Source organism: Desertivirga arenae (assembly GCF_017355785.1).
Lineage (GTDB): Bacteria > Bacteroidota > Bacteroidia > Sphingobacteriales > Sphingobacteriaceae > Desertivirga > Desertivirga arenae.
Genome location: NZ_JAFEWE010000021.1, coordinates 38,948 through 59,478, shown reverse-complemented (window position 1 = coordinate 59,478; position 20,531 = coordinate 38,948). Strand labels below are relative to the sequence as shown.

Here is a 20,531-nt window from a genome sequence, read left to right as displayed (position 1 = left end):
TTATTTATCCCAGAACACTTTAGAAGTTTGAGCACTTATTTCGCCTTGAGCTCCAACATTAGCAGCATTGTTATTATACTCATCTTGTGGATAAAGCAACCTAACGGGAACACCACCCACTCTACTTGGAGATTGAGAAAGTGGTAAATCTGATGGAACGCCTAACCTTCTGTAGTCTACCCATGCCTCAAAGTTGTTGATACCTACCAGAGATAAGTACTTCTGCATAACAATAAACTGCACGTTACTTTGGTAAGCACCTGCCCCCGCTAAATAAGTGTTTGCTGTTGCTGTAGCATTAGTTACCCCTAACCATGAGAATGACTCTCTAACTGCATTTTCATAGGCAGTTCGTGCGTTGCCTGGTAACCAACCTCTCTGTACAGCTTCCGCTTGAAGGAACATACTTTCTACTGAAGTGAATAGCCATAAAGCTTGCTCCGGTCCTTTCACTAAACCAGGTCCGGCAACGTCTGAAGAGTTCGCAGCTTTCGGTTGATTTGGATCTGGATCCACAAAACCAAAATTATATCCCCTATAGGTCAACCCACCAACAGGGGTTGATGCAGCGCTAAAGTAATACTGGTAACGAATGTCATCGTTAGCCTTTAACTTATTTAAAACATAGTTATTTGCTCTATTAAAGTCGTCAGAAGTTGATCCACTGAAAGTCTTCTTGTAAGTATCCCAAAATGGGTTTTGCTGGAACTCGTTCTTAGCGTAGCCTGGATTTACTGAGGCTGTCTCTCCTGCACCCAGGAATCCGCTACCGTCAGCTGTTATTTTAGCAATTTCAGCTGTTGGTGGTGTTGCTCCAAAAACTTCGGATTGATGGATCAACAACTTTAACCTTTGAGTATTCGCCAGCTTTCTCCACTTCAAGGCATTTCCATTAAACATGATATCTGCAGTTGTAATTCCCGCATTGGCATTCATATCAACAGAAGCGAAAATTTTAGCTGCATCATCCAATTGAACAAGAAGGTCCCGGTAAATATCCTGACCATTATCGTATTTTGGAGTAATAAACTTCGTGCCTTGAAAAGCCTCAGTGTATGGGACATTATTGTAAGAGTCAACCAGGTACATAAATCCTATTGATTTAATAACCTTGGCGATACCCACATAAAATGTTTGACCGCTAGCTTCAGCCTTCCTTTGCATCACATCAGCGTCCATCATTATATTGTACCATGATACAGCAGGATTATAATTAGCCGTACTTTCGTTTACCCACTCATTAGTCTCATAATTGGTGTTTATGTCATAACTTTCAAGAGGGTTACTTGGACCGAATGAGCCAGATCTAGCCCAATAACCAGTCCAATGGGCAGCAAAATCATAAGAAGTAGCCATCTTCCGGGCGGTCTGATGTAAGACGTTCGGCAATATGAGGTCTGGTGTAAGAACGTCCTCTGTGGGAGCGTTTGGATTTTTATTAATATCGAAAAAATCCTTTTTACACCCTGCAGAGACGATAAGCAGTAGTGTAATAAAGCTATATATGACTTTTTTCATTGTATTTTTCTATTTAATAGTTCGACTTAAAATTTGGCAACAATGTTAAACCCGTAAAGTCTCACCGGAGGATTCGATTGCGAGTTAACGATACCAAAGGTATTTCTGTAAGTATCAGCAACACTGTTAAAGTCAGGATCTGTCCACTCATTTGTTTTTGGAACCCAAACAAAAAGGTTTCTTCCAGTCAGAGCCAATGAAAGCCCTTTAACTACTTTCTGTTTCGCTATAAATTTAGTTGGAACATCATAAGACAAAGCAAGTTCTCTCATTCTCCAAGCAGCAGCACTTACTATGAAATTGGATGCTACGTTTTGATAAACACTGGTATAGAAATCATTTACATTGCTTACAGCTACATTGGTATTAGGAATATAAGAACCAGGATTAGCAGGATCTGCAATCACAGAGTTAGGCATTACAAATCTTTCCCTGTTATTCCTAGCTGAAGCGGCTGAAACACCAGTCCAGGTCATATCACTTCCCATCACCCAGAAAGACGCCTCATGACCACCCTTATACTCAAATAATGCTGACAAATTCAATCCCTTCCAATTAACTGATGGATTAAGACCCACGATCCATAACGGTAGAGTCCGGCCGAACTGCTTCAAGTTAGGATCTTCCGTTGGGTAACCGGTAAAGCTATCTACAATTACGCGACCTTGGCTATCCCTTCTATAGTCGTTCGCCTTAATAACCATGGCAGGTTGACCTACTATAGCATAGTTTCCTGACTTTAGATATCCTCCAATGTTTAGTTGGTCAAGACCTGAATATATACTAGTTACTTCAGAATCATTATAAGTTGCATTTGCTCTGAATTGAACATTACCATCACGGAACTTAACCAATGGAGTTAATCGAAGATCTAACTCAACTCCTTTATTATTAAATGACGCAGCATTAAGATTTGCGAAAGTATAACCAGTAGCTTCTGAAGTTCTTACGCTGATTATCTGATCCGTATTCTTTTGGAAGAAGTAAGTGGCTTCAAGGTTAATTTTTCCATTGAGGAATCCGGTTTCAATTCCTGCTTCCGTACTATTAATAAACTCTGGCTTTAGATTAGCATCGTATGTTGTACTTGCCGCAGTGAATCCAGCATTGGCTCCAAACGGAAACCCTGTATAAGTAGGCTGAGTGAAACTGGCAGCTAATTGATAAGGATCAATATCTGCGTTTCCTGTTTTATTCCATGCTCCCCGTACCTTTAAATAAGATAAAATATCGTTTGACTTCAGCAAAGGAACAGCATCACTTAGAACTAGTGAACCGCTCACTCCTGGATAGAAATATGAGTTGTTTCCAATAGCAAGTACAGAAGTCCAGTCATTACGGCCTGTTACTTCAATATTAGCCCAACCTTTATAACCTAAACCCGCACTTCCATAAACGGAGAATAGCCTAGACTTAAATTCTGGAGAGGTTCCAGTAAGGATCCCTGTACGATTAGTTAAATTATATAAATCAGGAACAACAAGGCTTGAAGCACCAACTGTTGTAGTACGGGATTGGTTCTGGCGAACATATGTGCCTAGAATTCCTCTTACCTTAAAATCACTATTAATATCTTTATTAACCTCAGCAAATAATTCAGAAGATAAACGATTTAAATTAATCGATTTTTCAGAAAGATTTGCAGGTATACTGCCAAGAGATCTAACATTTATAGCGTAATCGTCCGCAACTTCTCCTCTTGAAAACATGCGTTCAGCTGTATTCCTAGAGGATATAGATGGACGCCACGTTAAACTCACCCAGCTGGTAGGCTTTAAAGTCATGTCAAGATTTGCCAAAATCTCTTGCCTTTTACCCTCGTTTCTCCAATTATCTATTGCAAAATATGGGTTCAAGCCATAGTCATTATAATAACCACTATAGGTAGAAAATCTATCGTTAAGATTTTTATATTTTGAAATAGGAATGTGCGCTGGAGTGCTATATATAGCATTCATCAAACCATCATATCCCCCCTGGCCCAAGCCGGTGAAATAATCAGACATGGCATCGTCATTAAAGAGCTTAAAGTTATTTTGAACATAGTTAACGTTCAATCCTGCTCTAAATTTCCCATACTCCCTTGACGCATTCAATCTCACACCAGTTCTGCGGTTCTCATCATCAGGAACAACACCTTTAATTCTAGCATCCTGGATACTCAAATAAAAATCCTTCGCAGACAGGGAAACGTCATTCTGCATCGTAACTCCAGTATTAAAGAATTTTTTACGTTCGTCTGTTGGACTATAAGTTACAGTCTGCTGTCCTCCGTTTGGAAGATCACGACCTAAATTAACCGTCGAACCATCATAAGCTGGACCCCAAGACCAGTTCTCATATGGTATAAATTCGCCGTAACCTCCTTGCCCGAATTGGGTCTGAAGTTTCGGAAAGAAAGAAATACTAGAAAATTGAGTTGAATTGCTAAATGTAACTACAGGCTTTGATGCTGAGCCTTTCTTAGTTGTAACTACAATAACCCCATTTCGTGCATCAGGACCGTAAATTGCTGCAGAAGATGATCCTTTTAAAACTGAAACATTTTCGATGTCATTAGGATTCAGGGCACTTAAATAACTTACAGCCATCGGCACCCCGTCCAATACTAACAATGGATCATTATTACCTGTTAATGATCTCATACCGCGCATCGTAATTCGGACTTCCTCATTAACACTACTACTAATAGTAGTAACATTTAGCCCAGATACTTTACCTTGCAAACCATTAATTGCATTTACGGCATTGGCGTTTGTTAGATTTTCGCCAGTGATAGTTGTTGCAGCGTATCCAAGTTCCTTTTTCTGACGCTCAATCCCCAGAGCAGTCACAACAACTTCCCCCAACTGCTTCGCATCAGTACCTAAAGCAACATCCACCACCGTTCTTGAGCCAGTGTTTACTTCTGAATTAGCATAACCAATGTAGCTGAATACAATTGTGGTGTTATCACCCGGAATTCTTAGGGTGTACTTACCATTTGCATTTGTTTGAGTTCCTGTTGTACCACCCTTCACCCTTATACTTACTCCGGGCAACGGTAGGCCGTCACCTTTGTCCGTTACTGTACCGGTAATGGTACGCTCTTGCGCAATTACGTTAGTAATAAATAGCAGCAAGAGAAAGAAACTGAATAGATTTTTTCTCATACTCTCTTTTTAAATTAATGATCGAATTATAAATATATGTGATAAAATATAAAACTTGAAAATATTTTATATTTTTTTTATTAATATCTCAATGGTTAACAAACTTTAGTATGAACTATATAAGATATAGTTAAAGGTTGTGAACTATTTCCCAAAGGTTTCCCTTATTTCAGCAACAAAAAATGATTAAACGCATTAATTTTTATATTTCCCAAGAAGTCCCGCTAGCAAAAAAGGTTTTATCGTTAATTATCAAGTCACTATGTCTGATAAGAATAGGCCTTATCTAAGGTATACAACCGTAACAATTTTGAAAAGTTTTGACTTTTGAATAATTCCTGGTTTTGGTCAGTCTCACATTTGAAACTTGAAAAAATAAAAAAAGCCGCTATTTCAGTAGCGGCTTCGGTAGCTTATTTCAATACTATTTTATCTATATAAAGGATTTTGAACCATATTCTCATTAGCTCTCAACTCAAAGCCTGGAATTGGAAGATAATATTCCTTATCTGTGGGTTTTAGAATAGTTTTAGATCCACCCGCATCATCTGCAGCAAGAGGGGTTCTGTTAATTTCCTTTGACCTTCTTCTTAAATCAAAATATCTATGACCCTCAAAAGCCAATTCTTTAAAGCGTTCCTGGTAAATCTCATCAATTAGGTTTTCCTTATTATAGCTTGTCGGAACATAATTCTCAATCCTGGCACTCCTTAAGGCATTAAGATCGCTATTTGCTAAAGCAAGACCACCGGGAGCATTCGAACTCTCTGCATAAGCTTCGGCCCTTATCAGGTACATTTCGGCAACTCTAATCAATTTTAAATCCGCAAGCCCAACATTGGTCGTATTATAGGCATACTTATTAACCAGATAAGGACTTTTATTGTTACCCCTGGTGTTATCTATTTTAATATAAGAAGCGAAGCGGATATCTGCGGCCTGATCGAATAAGTTGACAAGTTTTGGCGAAGCAGCATATTCCACTATACCTGCAGAAGTTCGGTAGAACGAACCAATCCTATCATTATCAACATCCTTTTTTAATTTCCAGATCACCTCACTATTATTAGCATCTGTCCATATTCCAGGAAATTGTGCACGTGTTGCTAGAGGTATAGTATTAATGACTTCGGTTGCCGCTACTGCCGCGCTATCCCATTTTTTCTCATATAGAAATACACGAGCTTTTAATGCATATACTGCTAACTTTGACAGGCGTGTTACATCAGTTACAGTACCAGAAGGATATATCGATCTTGCTGCCTCAAGGTCACTTTCTATTTTTTCAAAGCTTTCACCCACCGTTAAACGTGAAGGCTTGACAGCTCCGGGAGCGTCATTGATGCTTTCCATGTAAGGAATTCCGAGAGATTGCGGCTCATAATTCTCGGCGTAGCTCTTTAACACTCTAAAATGACAAAAAGCTCGAATTGTTAAAAGCTCTGCTTTTTGTCTTGCCTTTCTTATCAACTCTTCATTAGTAGTTGTGGGCACCGCATCTATAACCCGCAAGACCCGATTAGCCCGATCTATAACCGCATAATTTGAACCCGTGAAGATTACCGGGTTTGTAGGAGTCAAAGAACTGCCCCAGTTTGCCCATGTATTTTGTTCGTCTGGATGAAGGAGCCACTTATACATATTAACGCCATTTCCTGACACATTCTCAGCAGGCAAATAATTTTCATCAGACATTAGAGAACTTAGAATGATGTCTGCATTACCAACAGTTCTGTACTGCACATTCGTATTTCCCAAAGTGCCGTACACTCCGGCCACTGCCTGATCCAAATCAGACATAGTTTGAATGGCAACATTGGCCACAATGGTATCTGTAGGTAAAATATCCAGGGTTTTATTACAGGCAGTAGCTGTAAGAAACACCGTACCCGCAATCAAACACTTTATATATCTATTAATCATGGTGCTCTTAGAAATTAACATTCAATCCTAAAGAAAAAGTTCTGGCAGTTGGATATTCGAAGATGGCAATATTATTATTGTCTTCCGGATCGAATCCAGTCCACTTAGTCCAGGTATATAAATTCTGACCCTGCACATACAACATAGCACTTTTAACACCCACTTTGGAAATCAGATCTTTAGGAACTGTATAACCAAGTGTTAGATTTCGAAAACGGATATAGGAGGCATCCTCTATATCTTTTGATGATAATCTTCGTGTACTATTTCTATCATATCGCTGAATATCTGTAATATCTCCAGGGTTCCTCCATCTTCTCAAAAGAGCGGTCGATTTATTTGACGTAGCAAAAGAGGGACTCTCATTATACAATGGTTCATTGTTTAATCGATAGTATCCATTCACAAAAGAAAACAAAGCATTTAGAGAGAAATCTTTATATTTAATAGTCGAATTAAATCCGCCAACGAATGGTGGAATATAAGAGCCGAAGCCTGTAACATTTTGATTAGTCGGGTCATAAGTACTGGTGATAGTTCCATCTCTGTTATAGTACATTGCATCGCCAGTCTGCATAAAAACGCCTGCCCATTTAACAGCGTACTGAGTGCCAAAAGGGAGTCCTTCACGAACAATAGTGGTGCCCACAATAAAATCGTTAACCTGGCCAAGATCAAGTACTTTATTTTGATTATAATTAAAGCTTGCGCCTACTCTTAAAAAGAAATCCTTCTTACTAACGATATCTCCTGATAGTTCGCCCTCAAATCCTCTATTCCTCATTTTACCAGCATTTATCCTTGAAGTGATGAACCCAGAGGTGGAAGATAATGGCTGATCGATAAACAAGTTCGACGAGATTTTATTATACCAATCGAAAGAACCGTAAATCCGGTTTTTCAACAAAGAAAAATCAATTCCCGTACTAAGTTGATGAGTAATTTCCCAATCGTAATCTGAGTTTCCGGGCGAGTTAGCAACTATCCCTGTTGAGCCGCTATACTTCGTAGTTTCATAAGTAGAAAAAGCGTTAAAATTACCTGGGAACTGTGACCCTGTTTTACCATAGCTACCCCTGAATTTTAAGCCATCCAGAAAATAGATATCCTTTAAGAAATTCTCCTCTTTGGCATTCCAATTAAGTCCGGCAGAATAAAAGCCAGTCCATCTATTTTCCCTTCCAACGACGGAGGAACCATCATATCTATAATTCACATTTACAGAATACTTTTGGTTATAACTATAACTAGCTAAACCGATCAATGACACTAAAGCACTTTGTGTTCTGCTTCCTGTAGCCATAGAAGGAGCAGATGTGCTGTTAGGAATCCCCGCAGGAGATCCGATCAGTTTAGGATTAATCCCATTGCCAACAAATGTTGTCGACTTAAACTTCAATCTATTTAGTTCAAATAATGCCTTCAAGTCAAGCTGATGTCTGCTTGCCCAGGCTTTCTTATAATTAAGCCCAGAGGTGGAAACATACTGCAGATTCCTGTTCACTACTTCTGTATACGAACCTAGTTTTGCTGGCAAACTTGCTACTGGTCTAGTCAATAGTGTCCTGATAAAATCCAGATCACGAAAGTCAACACCTAAAGTTGTTGTGGCATAAAGATCATTAGTTAATTTATATTGAAGCTTTGTGGTAAACATTGCTTTAATAAGGTCACTTGAACTTGTCCCATCCAACATCCGCTCAATAGCTGAAGAGCCTTCCCTTTGATCCAGAATGGAAACAGGTGCAGAGTTGGCATTTCCGGGATGGTACAACATTCCATTAATATAAGGTTGCTCATAAGGAAGTGCATAGTAAACAGAGGCAAAAGGATTAAAGGATGAAGAGTTGTTTTCATTCTCTATCCCGCTTGTTCTTGAGTATCCCAAACCAAGACTTATGTTAGCAGAAAATCTTTTCTCTGTGAAATCGAGGTTGGTTCGAAAAGAGTAGCGTTTCATATAAGACTCCTCAGCAATTCCATCCTGGTCAAAATACTCGCCCGAGCTGAAAAATCTAAATTTCTCAGAGCCTCCCGCTGCGCTTACATTATGGCGCTGATATTTTCCATTCCTGAAAAACACGTCTCGCCAGTCAGTATTAATATTTCTTAAGCTGTCAAGGATACCAGTATTTCTAGCTTTAGCTTCCGTAGAAAGATTAAGATTAGCTGGGTTTCTTTCAGAGAAGTTCCATCCTGGAACAGAAACGCTCCTCCAGGTATCCGGTGATTCTAGCCCTACTTCTTCCTCAAACTGAAGGCGTTGGGCGGAAGTCATCATACTATAATTATCATTGTTCTTCACACTTACCCCCAACTGAGAATTATAGTTGAATTTCAGAGGTCCAACGGCTCCTCGTTTTGTAGTGACAACGACTACGCCGTTTGATCCTCGCGATCCATATAAAGCAGTAGCCGCGGCATCTTTAAGAACAGTGACAGATTGTATATCGGCAGAATTTATTGCATAAACAATAGTACTTTCTGTGGGAACATCATCTACGATAAATAAAGGGTTTGTAGATCCGTTAATGGTACTAACACCTCTTACTATTAACCTTGCAGCTGATCCTGGTTGCCCCGAGCCTGCAGTAACATATACTCCCGCAGCTTGCCCCTGCAATGCATGCTCAAAAGATCCAACCGGCACCTGATTAATCTGTTGGGCAGTAAGAACAGAAGCTGCTCCAGAAAATTGAGCTCGTTTCTCCCTGCTATAACTCGTAATAATAACTTCCTTTAAAGAAGCCTCATTCGGAATAAGTTTAACCTTTATAAAGCTATCTGATTCCCCAACCCTAATGGTTAGCGTTTGATAGCCCACATAGGCCAGTTCCAAATCATTGCTACCTGCTAAATTTAGTTGAAACTCGCCATTAGCATCTGTCTGCGTAACAGTTCTACTCCCTTTAACCTTAATACTTACTCCTGGTAGAACTTCATTATTGTCATTTGAGATGACACTGCCCTTAACGTTTCTCTGCTGGGCTACAGCAGAAAGGACCACTAAGTGCACAAGAAGTAAACAGGATAAAAATTTGCCCATTTTTTATCTATGTGTTTTGCCGTTATAAAAATGTACTCTTTATTCTACTATCGCAAATTAAAGTTTCCTTAATTTTTGGAAAACAAAGATGTTTTCGTTTAAAAAAATTAAAAAATTACAAACCAGACCACATTTTAATTATAAAAATAAAAAAAATTACAAACAAGGTAGTATGCATTGCATAGTACCAAACAAAACATATATCTTTGTAATGTTATGATAGTAGAAAATACACAAACCCAAATGCGAAAGGGGATACTTGAATATTGTATTCTATCAATTATTTCAAAAGGTGAAATTTACGCCTCTGATATAATCGGCGAATTAAAAAAAGCCAGGTTACTTATTGTGGAGGGAACGCTTTATCCCTTATTAACACGCCTTAAGAATAATGGCCTCCTTTCATATAATTGGATAGAATCAACTTCGGGCCCGCCAAGAAAATACTATACCCTCACTCCTGCAGGAAGGGAAGTACTTACGCAACTCGATCATACCTGGACGGAACTCGTCTTTGCTGTTAACACTTCCCTTGAAGGAAGAACCCCCACCACATAAACTACTAAACTCTTAAAATCATGAATAAGACTATAATCATCAACATAAACGGAATTGTCTTTCACATTGAGGAAGACGCATACGAAGTACTGAAAAGCTATATGACTGAAGTTAAAAGGCATTTTGCCTATTCAGCGGATAGCGATGAAATCATCACCGATATCGAAAATCGTTTGGCTGAAATGTTCAATGAGCGTCTTGCTGCTCCAAATAAACAAGTCATCGTACTGCAGGACGTTGAAGAAGTGATAGGTGTTATGGGTTCAGTGAACGACTTTGACTATCCTATGGAAGAAGGAGGAAGTACTTCAAATACAACTTCTACAGAAAAACGTCTTTTACGCGACCCGGATGATAAACATATAGCAGGGGTATGTTCTGGCTTGGGTTACTACCTGGATATTGAGGCTAAATGGATAAGAATAATTATGGTCATTTTAGCTTTTACAACCGGCACAACCGTTATACTTTATGCCATTCTATGGATAGTAGTACCCGAAGCACGCAGCAGGCAAGAGAAAATGGCAATGAAGGGAGAACCCATTAATTTACAAAGCTTCAAAAAAAACTTTGAGACCGATGGCGATAGCTTTAACAGAAATGAGAGAATGGGTAGCCATTCAAGGACCGGCGATTCTATTGGTAGTGCAATCAGCAGCATTGTTAACTTTATTGGGCGAATTGTGAAAATAGTGGTAAAAACCTTGGGTTTATTTATCGCTATTGCTGGCTCTATGGCACTTATTGGACTTATAGGAGCTCTAATTTTTGGTATCGGATTCTTTAAAGACGGAGAAGCTTATAATTTTATATTAAACACAGTTAGTCCCCGATATCAATCTGAAGTTATTTTTAGCGCATTTGTCCTTCTTTCAATCCCTCTTATCGCTTTAATATCTTTTGCCATTCGCGTAATCTTTAATTACAGGCTTATTTCTAAAACCGGCGCATTTGCCATGCTCATCCTATGGTTGACCGGATTTGGGATGGCCGTTTATTATGGTTCTAAAATTGCATCCGAGTTTAAAGTAGATGCGGCCATCGAACAAGAAGTTCCAATCACTAAACAAGGCACTTATCATTTAAAACTTAACCGCAGCAGGTCTCTAAGCAGACAGGATAGTTTAAGCCTGAACCTCAACCAGAATTTTAAAGGCCAGATCATCAGTGATGACGACGAGGGCTTCGACGATAATCTGGATGTAGATATCAACATTGAAAATAGTGATTCAAGTACTCCCATCCTTGTGAAACAATACAAAGCCAGGGGAAAAAATCTAGAAGCGGCGTTGAAAAATGCACAGAGCATTGCATATACGTGGATTGAACAAGATTCAACGCTTACGTTTGATAAGCACTTCAAAATAAATAATCAAATACCATTTCGCGCTCAGGAACTAAACCTGATAGTGAAGATCCCATTGGGAACACGATTATTAATAGATCGCGAAGTTGCTCAACACATAAGAAATGTTAATGTCTGGGATTGCCAGACGAAAGAGGATGACTGGTCTAGCCCATTAGATGTAATAATGACAGAAGGAGGCTTGAAGTGCAGCAAAGACCTTAACAAAGACAATGATCAGCAAGATTCAACTCAGGTAGTACATTAAAGAAGTACTACTTAGCTTTAGCGTGAGTAGTGAATAATGAATACCTGTCTAATACATCAGGACTGCTGCTGTTTCCGATCTTAGTCATTAATAATACTACTCCAACAATGCCGAGTAAAATGTAAAAACCTTTTTTCCAGTTCATAACAATAATTGTTTGGTTTAATAAGGCTCTTGCATCCCAACTGTAATAAAACAGTTGGGATAATTTAAGCCAATAGGTAGATGAGGGCAAAACGTTAACACAAATCTCAGCCTAAAAGCATTATCGATCAATTAGGTAAAACACCCTATTTTAAGAACGTGAAACCCGAACCTTAACAGCCTATGGCCTCCTCCCAACATCCATTCCTGCAGGGTTAAAAAACCTTTTCCTTTTTTCGTTGCTGTAAAATAACTTTACACATTCATTAACCCAACAATTTTTATGGCAGAAAGAAAGCCGGGAAGCCCAATTCCCACTTCGCTTTATCAAGCGATGAAAGATGAGTATCAACAGAAAAGATTAAATCTGATCAAAGAACAACTTGGTATTGACGACACCAGAAAAATCTGGTTCTCCAAAAAGACCATTGATGAATTATTTAAGGCAGCAGGGGCAACAGAAGAAAATTCTGATAAATTTGGCCTTGAAATCCATTACGGCGTAGTGCCAGAAGACCGGCAGGGCGTTCCTATCCCAGATGAGTGTGTAGGACTGCATAATGTGATTTTAACTGCAACAAATGATGATTCACTTGAGGTGGATAAGGATAACGTTATTGCTTATGACAATGGCGCCATGTGTCCACCCCTCTGTTAACAGACTGGAATGTTAAAACAAATTTACCTTATCACAATTTTTCTAAGCGCCTTGATAGGGCTTTACCATTTTAAAAGGTCACCCTTCCATCTAAAGGGCTTTGCTTTACTTCTTGTTCTTACTGCAATCGTAGAAATTGTAGGGCATTTCCTAAAGAATAATCTTTGGATGTTTAACCTTTTTGGTGTAATTGAATTTTCATCTATTTTTCTTCTATACAGACGCTTATTTTTTTCTCATAAAATAAAGAACTTATTGCTTCTATTTGCTGGAGTCACAGCTCTGATATATCTAAGCAACTGGCTATTTTTCCAGGGACTTAACACTTTCAATAACTACACCTTTGCCTTTTCCTGCATGTTAGTTACTGTTACGGTGTTACTATTCTATCATCAATTACTAAATGACAACAACCCTGAACCATTGCTGCGCGTACCCATGTTCTGGATAAGTACCGGAATACTTGTGTTCTATCCATGCAATATCTTTTTTATGGGATTGCTTAACTATATAATGCATGTAAGTATGGATCTGGCAAAACAGTTATATACCATTATTCATATTTTGAATATCATTATGTATAGTTTATATAGTATTGGATTTATATGCTCAGCGACATCTCGGAAATCACTCTCATAATTCTATCAGGGACATTTTTAATGTTCCTGCTTGTATCCACGATCGTATTCTTCGTTCTTTCTTATCAAAAAAGATATTTGAGGCATCAACACCAGATAAAGGAGATGGAGCAGGCCTTCAATCAGGAGCTCCTTAAATCTGAGTTGGAGATCAAAGACCAAACGATGAATAATATCGCTGCAGAGATCCACGACCATATTGGACAATTACTTTCTGTTATCAAACTAAATCTTGCGTTAAATCCCGATCCTGAGTTAAAGGAGACTAAAAACCTGGTTGCTCAAGTAATTAAAGATGTTCGCAGCTTGGCTCATAGTATGCACTCAGAAGCTTTAGGAGGGAAATCTATTGCAGAACTTATCTTAACTGAAGTGGAACGCCTCAAAAAAAGCACAACTCTACAGTTACAATTTCAGCAGGAAGGGGATGCGCATACCTTTGATCCTCAAACCGAAATATTCCTTTTTAGGATCTTTCAGGAGTGCATAAACAATATTTTGAAGCATGCTGAAGCAAAAAATGTTTTTGTGGAATTGATTTATGGACTATCTTTATTAACTATAAGTATTACCGACGACGGAAAAGGCTTTGAAATTGACACCCTAAAAGAGGGTCTTGGTCTACGAAGTATTAACTATAGAGCAAAACTGATAGGGGCAAAACTGGATGTTGTAAGCTCTCCTGGGTCGGGTACAAAAATTAGTTTAGAGATTAAAACCGACAAATAAATTCTAAATGCCAATTAAGGTTGCGCTTGTAGATGATCATAACCTATTTAGAAGTGGGATAAAAAGTCTGATCAAACATTTCAAAGAGTATGAAATAATTCTTGAAGCCAGTAACGGCGACGATTTTATTAAGAAGCTGAATTCAGGAGAAAAACCCGAAGTGTTATTCCTGGATTTGAGTATGCCCGTGATGGATGGAGTAAGCACCGCAAAATGGCTGCATACCTTCGAGCCAGGTATTAAAACAATCATCCTTTCAATGGCTGAAGATGAAAAAACGGTGCTTACTCTTCTCAAGCATGGAATAAAAGGCTACTTACTCAAAGATAGCGAGCCTGAAGAATTTAAAGCAGCCCTGGATACAGTAGCCGCCGGGAGATATTATTATCCTCAGTTTGTTACTGAACATATGATGAAACAGCTTCAAAAACCAGAAGCAGATGTTGTTTCATCAAAAACAGAACTTAATCAGCGTGAGCTGGAATTCTTAAAATACATTGCCACAGAACTCACTTACAAAGAAATTGCCGACGAGATGTCTGTAAGTGTAAGGACCATAGATAATTACCGCGATAGCTTATTCGAGAAATTACAGGTGAAAAGCCGGGTTGGATTAGCCTTATATGCGGTAAAAAACAACCTCACTTAAATTGCAAATTGCTAATATTATTAGCAATTTTGTATAATGCCGTTTGAAGATAATAGCGAATATTTTAAGGGAAGAGGTGCGCAGGTTAATACTCATAACCGTTTTTTAAAAAATAAATATATCACTGAGCATATTGAGGGACTCGACGAACAGTTGCATGAGAATGTTACAACCCAACTGATCGAAGAGGATGCAAAAAGTATTGTTAGTATTTCTAACAGTCCAGACCTTAACTTTAATTTTTCCATAAATCCTTACCAAGGCTGTGAACATGGCTGTATCTACTGTTACGCCCGCAATTCACATGAATACTACGGTTTTAGCGCTGGTCTTGACTTTGAGCGAAAAATAATCGTAAAGCGAAATGCAGCATCCCTACTGGAACAGTTCTTCAATAAAAAGGGTTACGAACCTCAACCAATCATGCTGTCTGGCAATACTGACTGCTACCAGCCCATTGAACGAAAGCTAAAAATTACACGATCTCTCCTGGAGGTATTCTTAAAATATAAACATCCCGTAAGCCTTATAAGCAAAAACAACCTTATAACAAGAGACATCGATCTACTTAAAGAACTGGCAAAACTCAATCTTGTGCATGTAACGGTGACTATAAACTCACTTAATGAAAGCCTAAGGCAAAAGATGGAACCTCGGACGGTTACCGCTCAAAGCAGATTAATGGTGATTAACAAACTGGCTTCAGAAAATATTCCCGTAAGGTTAATGATGGCCCCGATAGTGCCAGGCCTCAATAGTGATGAAATTCCAACGTTAATAAAAGCAGCAGCCGATGAAGGAATTAAGGATGCTATATTTACTCTGGTACGATTGAATGGAGCTATAGCTGAAATATTTACCGATTGGGTAAACAAAGCCTATCCGGACCGGGCAGAGAAAGTATTGAATATGATTGCCAGCTGTCATGGCGGAAGTTTAAACGACAGTCGCTGGGGAAATAGGATGCGGGGAGATGGAAAAATTGCAGAAAGCATACATCAACTTTTTAAAATCTCTGTTAACAGGTTTTTAAAAGAAAGAAATATGCCTTCTTACAATCTAAGTTTGTTTACGCCCAAAGGAGGGAAACAAATGGATTTATTTTGAGGCTGCTCTTTATCTGAACTAGAAACTTCCTTTATCCTCAAACTCCGCTAAATACTCTTCTAGCTTCCTAATATAACTATTATATGCCTTTACCCTTTTTACTATGTAAAAGATAAGAATAAGCACTCCGGCACCTAAAGAAAGAAGGATGTCTTTCCTGAAAATATCACTAAAGCTGCCATTACCTAAATACTGTGAGCTAGCTCTTCCAATAATAAAAATGCTAATAAAAATGCCTATAATGAGGGTAAGCTCATGCCTTAAAGACCTTCTCAATGCTCTGATCTTTTGTTCTAAGGTCGTTCTCACATCAGTATCAGCTACCTCTGTATTAAATGCCGAGTACTTGAGCCAATAAAAAAATACTACGATCAAGCCCAGTGTTAGAAATGTAACCAGGGCGAATAAACCATTAAAGGTTAAGCGGAATACCGGGCCCTCATCTCCCAAAAGGAAATGCAAAAAAGGACTTACAATAATATTAAGTAAAAGTCCCACCATTAGATAGGAAATTATCCCTTTGTACTTTTCTTTAATATGACCAAGCGTACTTGAAGTCTTTTGTCTCAAAATTGTCTCTAACTGTTCCATAGATTGATTATTTATGTCTATATTTTTTTCTGATTCCTGTTGCCACCTGGCTTTTAATTCGTCTAACTCCATAATCAAGGCTTAATCTTCTCCTTCAACTGTTTTTTTATGCGATTAATTTTAACCCCCACATTGCTTTCAGAAACACCTAAAATTTCTGCTATTTCCCTGTAAGTCTTCTCATCCAGATATAGCATTAAAAGAGCCCTATCAAACCTACCTAAAGCTGCTATTGCAGTCTGTAGTTCCTTGTCGAATTGTATATCCAGGCGATTTTGTTCATTTGCCGGAATAGTATCATGAACAAAATTTAAGGATTCACGTGGAACATTTCTTTTTGAATTCCTTAATCTGCTGATAGCCTGATTCAAACCTACCCTATACATCCAGGTACTGATCTTCGCATCTCTCCTGAACTTAGGCCAAGCCTTCCACAGAGCTAAAAGAATATCCTGATATAAGTCTTCTGCGTCCGAATTATCCGAACAGTACATTCTGCAAACCTTAAGGATAATACCCTGATGTTCATCAATCGCCTGTAGAAATTCTTCTTTCAATACTTTAGAGTTTGAATTGAACTGATTCAATTTTATTAGTTAGTCGCTGCTGGTTTGCAATTCTTACAGCAAATTATAATTTTATCTGTTATTAAATTCTTCTATAAATTTGTTGTATGTCATCACATCATATAGTGCGCGATAAGCAGGAACCTGCCCTTTTGATCATGGATTTAACTGACTTCGATTTCGAGCACCTGGGCCAGCTACTGGAGTGGAGCCCTACGGTTATCGCGAGCCAATCTGAATACGAACATGTGGATTCCCTGGGTATTAAGGTTGATGCCATCGTTACCTCTCCGCTTCATACCCATCTTCAAGAAAGCACTTTAATCATTCGCACTGAAAATAATCCCCTTCAAGATGCACTGAAGTATCTGGTGGGCGAGCAATACCCTTCTGTAAACATTATAGACGCTAGCTTTTGTGAAAAAGACTATATTCTATACATAGGGAGAATTAACCTGGTGGTTTTGACACCGCATCAACGCATCTTCCCAGTCAACTCAGGATTCAGTAAGTGGAAAGCAGAAGGAGAAGAAATAACTATCTTACATGGAGTAAAGAACCTTAAGACCTCTGGCTTAATAAAAATGACAGAGCAGAAGTATAGGACAGAGAAAGATGGCTTTTATACCCTTACCTTCGAACAACCCTTTACTTTTGTAGGAGAAGCATTATAAATGAATATTCGAACAGCACGTCTGGAAGATCTTGACACAGTAAATAAACTGGCAGAAGAAATCTGGAACCAGGCTTATAAGGGGATACTAAGTAATGAACAAATAGATTTCATGTTGGCTGACATCTATTCTATCGCCTCATTGAAGCAGCAAATTCAAGCAGGGGCCATTTTTATTCTGGCAGAAGAGAACGAGGAATCTGTTGGCTTTGCCTCATTTACGCCAAACCTGCCTGCTTATAAGGTCCATAAACTCTACATTCTTAGCTCTCAACAAGGAAAAGGAGTAGGATCTAAACTGCTAAGTTTTATAGAGAATGAAGCAAAAGGAGCAAAGGCAAGCTTTCTTGATCTGAACGTAAATCGAAATAATCCTGCACTTAATTTCTACACGCGCATAGGTTTCGAAATTCTTGAAGAAGTAGATATACCTTACCATCATTTTGTCTTGAATGATTACGTGATGAGAAAAACTTTGGTCGAAAACTAGTCTCTTACTCTTTAAGTTTTTCAATCCTCCGTGGAGTATCTGTACCGGCTACTATGCTTCTTGAACTTAGGGCAATTGCTTTAATGGTTGAGACGATATTTGCAATGTCTAGTGTAGAAAGTTCATCATTTACTGTGTGATAAAACTTATCCTGGTCTATTTGATCGGTGGAAATCGTATGAGCAGGAACACCTTGGGCGGCGAGGGTTGCGTTATCACTCCTGTAGAATAAATTCTGCTCTGGATAAGGATCTGGATGGAATTTGAATTCAGTACCTTGAAGGTTCTTCTGAAGGATCTGACCGAAATCTGATTTCTCATACCCGGTTATAAAGGCCGAGTTCTTCCCAAACTTCGAATCTTTCCCTATCATTTCGATATTAAACATAGCCATTACGGAATCCGGATTTTGTTGCCTCGAAAAATATTGCGAACCAATACCCCCTACTTCCTCGGCAGTAAAGGCCGCAAAGATCAAGGTGCGCTCATTATTATTTAACTGCTTATAGTACTTAGCAAGACTTATAACTGCCGTAATACCGGAAGCATCGTCATCTGCACCATTGGCTATAGAATCTCCTTCAACCGCTTCGATAACACCTAAGTGATCATAATGACCAGAAAAAATAACGTATTCATTTGCTTTGGATCTACCAGGCAGCATTCCCGCTACATTGAAAAGCGGAGCCTTACTGATCGTGTTCGTAAGGTTAATTGAAAAGGATTCAACCGAATTTTCATTGCCAAGAACAAAAACGGCATCTACAGGACTAAATTCACCTACAACCCTTTCTTCCATATAATGGTCGCGGAACCGCTTAAAGGCAGAGAATAGCGCCTCGTCTACATAAACCAAAACAGGTTTATTCAATTGCATTATTGCTTTATACCTGCTGGTAAAGGATTCATTTGCCTTAATATACTGGATTTCCACTTCTGTTGGCTTGCTCCAACTCAAGGAAGGCTTATCTGAAATATAGAACACGTTTTCCTTCTCTACCGCTTTTCCGTTAATACTAATCTGATAAGAAGCAGGTGCGATCCTGTTCATTGAAAAATCCTGCCTAAAGCCGGAGAGTCCATTTAGTGGCTTTAATCCGATCGCCTTGAACTCTGCCTCAATAAAACTTGCCGCTCTATCTATTCCAGGGGTAAAAATACCGCGTCCTTGCATATCATCAGCAGAAAGTGTTTTTATTATGCGTTCCACGTCCTTGTCTTTTACAAGTTGTGTAGGCTTTTGAACAGAACAAGCGCTAAGAACAGCAGCAAATCCCACGACAGAAAGAAATCGTTTCATCATATAGATCAGAGGAGTGAATTTAGTAGCAAATGTATTTTAATCCCAGGAATAATTTTCTAGTTCACGGGCAGAACGACCTCTTATTATCTTCTTCTGCTTATCAATTTCCGTTTCTACCTTCGTATCATATACACCATCAACCACCGCAACATCTGCATCTTTATCTTTAAACGAACCATAAACGGACGAATCTTCAACATTTTGTAAAGCTATGTCATACGGTCCTCTATTGCTCATCAGCTTTACAAAAACAGGGAGACATTCAAACAGAATAAATAACAAGCCAATAAAAGTAATGGCCAGATATGTTCCTGTATCCCTGCTTCCATCATTATTAAAACTTAATTGACCGAGAGCCCAGTTACGATCAGCAAAACCAGCCACATCCGCCAGACTATCGAGTTGCTTCCCACTAAACATACGTTCAGAAGCAATACCTTCCAGTTCTTTTCTTCGGGTGATCAATTCCTCCATCTTCGCCATTTCAGACCTTACAGCTTCCAGTCTGGTCATTTTTTGAGTCAAAACGGCTTCCTTCTGCTTAGCATAAGTACCATAACCTACTTTACCAGAAGTCTGGTTAGTTTTATCACCAAAGATCTCCTGATTCAATTGATATCGCGAACGATTGATATCATTCGTTAAAGAATCTCTTTCTGCTCTTAAATCTACTATCTTACCTAATTCTGCAGAGTATTTTTTAGCAAAAGTGCTATTTAAGGTATCGAGTTTAGATCGTTGTCCTCCCAGATAACTGATCTTGAGTTTTTGCCTGATCTCTTTGTCAAAGATCTTCAATTCCAACGGCCGGGAAATCACAATACCAATCATAATGGCTAGAAGAACACGCGGGGTAGCCTGAAGAATCTGTTTATTTGTGGAGGCATTCTTGCTGATGCTTGATACGATATAACGGTCCATATTGAAGATCGCCAGCCCCCATAACGCACCGAAAAGCAAAGCGAAAAATACGGCACCAGTACTTCCTGAAAAGACAAAGTACATAGCATAACCTCCCGACAATGCAGCAAATAAGGCTGTAAAAAAGATAGTGGCACCAATGCCTACGTATTTATTGTGTTCTGTTGGAAATCGTTTAAGTGTACCAATATGTGCGCCTGAACAAAACCAGAAAAAATCGTTAATTTTCTTCATGAAAGCGTAGAGAATAAA

At 38.8% G+C, this 20,531-nt stretch carries 18 protein-coding genes; 9 read left to right on the top strand and 9 right to left on the bottom strand.

From position 1 onward, the window contains the following. The 4 genes from J4N24_RS24545 to J4N24_RS24530 all read right to left on the bottom strand — a co-directional run bounded on the left by J4N24_RS24545 (position 1) and on the right by J4N24_RS24530 (position 9,639). Entirely contained in the window at positions 1-1,518 is a 1,518-nt protein-coding gene (locus J4N24_RS24545; RefSeq protein ID WP_207536384.1) for a SusD/RagB family nutrient-binding outer membrane lipoprotein, read from the bottom strand. Positions 1,519-1,544: 26 nt separating this feature from the next. Then, positions 1,545-4,670, bottom strand: coding sequence for a SusC/RagA family TonB-linked outer membrane protein (locus tag J4N24_RS24540; RefSeq protein ID WP_207536383.1), 3,126 nt, complete (start codon positions 4,668-4,670; stop codon positions 1,545-1,547). 429 nt (positions 4,671-5,099) lie between these two features. Beyond that, positions 5,100-6,593 (bottom strand): RagB/SusD family nutrient uptake outer membrane protein, encoded by a 1,494-nt coding sequence (locus J4N24_RS24535; protein WP_207536382.1) that lies wholly within the window; start codon positions 6,591-6,593, stop codon positions 5,100-5,102. A 7-nt stretch (positions 6,594-6,600) separates the two neighbouring features. Next, positions 6,601-9,639, bottom strand: coding sequence for a SusC/RagA family TonB-linked outer membrane protein (locus J4N24_RS24530; protein ID WP_207536381.1), 3,039 nt, complete (start codon positions 9,637-9,639; stop codon positions 6,601-6,603). 216 nt (positions 9,640-9,855) lie between these two features. Between J4N24_RS24530 and J4N24_RS24525 the strand changes: the two genes are divergently transcribed. Together J4N24_RS24525 and J4N24_RS24520 are read left to right on the top strand one after the other, a co-directional pair. After that, positions 9,856-10,197 carry a PadR family transcriptional regulator gene (locus tag J4N24_RS24525; RefSeq protein WP_207536380.1) on the top strand — a complete coding sequence of 114 codons (342 nt, stop codon included), beginning with the start codon at positions 9,856-9,858 and terminating at the stop codon, positions 10,195-10,197. Positions 10,198-10,217: 20 nt separating this feature from the next. Continuing rightward, a complete protein-coding gene (locus J4N24_RS24520; protein ID WP_242691800.1) occupies positions 10,218-11,810 on the top strand; it encodes a PspC domain-containing protein in 1,593 nt (530 codons plus the stop codon). A 7-nt stretch (positions 11,811-11,817) separates the two neighbouring features. Here J4N24_RS24520 and J4N24_RS24515 read toward each other — a convergent pair whose 3' ends face one another. Next, entirely contained in the window at positions 11,818-11,955 is a 138-nt protein-coding gene (locus J4N24_RS24515) for a hypothetical protein (protein WP_207536379.1), read from the bottom strand. A gap of 282 nt (positions 11,956-12,237) precedes the next feature. On the opposite strand from J4N24_RS24515, the gene J4N24_RS24510 reads away from it, so the two are divergent. The 5 genes from J4N24_RS24510 (at position 12,238) to J4N24_RS24490 (ending at position 15,735) form a co-directional block, all read left to right on the top strand. Further along, positions 12,238-12,612 (top strand): hypothetical protein, encoded by a 375-nt coding sequence (locus J4N24_RS24510; RefSeq protein ID WP_207536378.1) that lies wholly within the window; start codon positions 12,238-12,240, stop codon positions 12,610-12,612. Between the two features lie 9 nt (positions 12,613-12,621). Further along, a complete protein-coding gene (locus J4N24_RS24505) occupies positions 12,622-13,251 on the top strand; it encodes a hypothetical protein (protein ID WP_207536377.1) in 630 nt (209 codons plus the stop codon). A 77-nt stretch (positions 13,252-13,328) separates the two neighbouring features. Continuing rightward, complete coding sequence (locus tag J4N24_RS24500; RefSeq protein ID WP_207536376.1) at positions 13,329-13,979, top strand: sensor histidine kinase; 651 nt, start codon at positions 13,329-13,331, stop codon at positions 13,977-13,979. Between the two features lie 7 nt (positions 13,980-13,986). Beyond that, positions 13,987-14,628 carry a response regulator gene (locus J4N24_RS24495; RefSeq protein WP_207536375.1) on the top strand — a complete coding sequence of 214 codons (642 nt, stop codon included), beginning with the start codon at positions 13,987-13,989 and terminating at the stop codon, positions 14,626-14,628. Between the two features lie 36 nt (positions 14,629-14,664). Beyond that, on the top strand, positions 14,665-15,735 hold the full coding sequence (locus J4N24_RS24490; protein WP_207536374.1) for a PA0069 family radical SAM protein: 1,071 nt from the start codon (positions 14,665-14,667) through the stop codon (positions 15,733-15,735). Positions 15,736-15,753: 18 nt separating this feature from the next. Here the strand turns inward: J4N24_RS24490 and J4N24_RS24485 are convergent, their stop codons facing one another. Both J4N24_RS24485 and J4N24_RS24480 read right to left on the bottom strand, forming a co-directional pair. Continuing rightward, positions 15,754-16,398 carry a hypothetical protein gene (locus J4N24_RS24485; protein WP_207536373.1) on the bottom strand — a complete coding sequence of 215 codons (645 nt, stop codon included), beginning with the start codon at positions 16,396-16,398 and terminating at the stop codon, positions 15,754-15,756. Between the two features lie 2 nt (positions 16,399-16,400). After that, positions 16,401-16,913: an RNA polymerase sigma factor gene (locus tag J4N24_RS24480; RefSeq protein WP_242691799.1), complete on the bottom strand. Its 513-nt coding sequence runs from the start codon at positions 16,911-16,913 to the stop codon at positions 16,401-16,403. A gap of 86 nt (positions 16,914-16,999) precedes the next feature. Between J4N24_RS24480 and J4N24_RS24475 the strand changes: the two genes are divergently transcribed. Continuing rightward, a complete protein-coding gene (locus J4N24_RS24475) occupies positions 17,000-17,566 on the top strand; it encodes a thiamine pyrophosphokinase (protein WP_207536372.1) in 567 nt (188 codons plus the stop codon). Then, positions 17,567-18,055: a GNAT family N-acetyltransferase gene (locus J4N24_RS24470; RefSeq protein ID WP_207536371.1), complete on the top strand. Its 489-nt coding sequence runs from the start codon at positions 17,567-17,569 to the stop codon at positions 18,053-18,055. Positions 18,056-18,059: 4 nt separating this feature from the next. Here the strand turns inward: J4N24_RS24470 and J4N24_RS24465 are convergent, their stop codons facing one another. Next, positions 18,060-19,358, bottom strand: a complete 1,299-nt coding sequence (locus J4N24_RS24465; RefSeq protein ID WP_242691798.1) for a M20/M25/M40 family metallo-hydrolase — start codon at positions 19,356-19,358, stop codon at positions 18,060-18,062. 36 nt (positions 19,359-19,394) lie between these two features. After that, positions 19,395-20,513, bottom strand: a complete 1,119-nt coding sequence (locus J4N24_RS24460) for a DUF4407 domain-containing protein (RefSeq protein ID WP_207536370.1) — start codon at positions 20,511-20,513, stop codon at positions 19,395-19,397. Positions 20,514-20,531 lie beyond the last annotated feature (18 nt).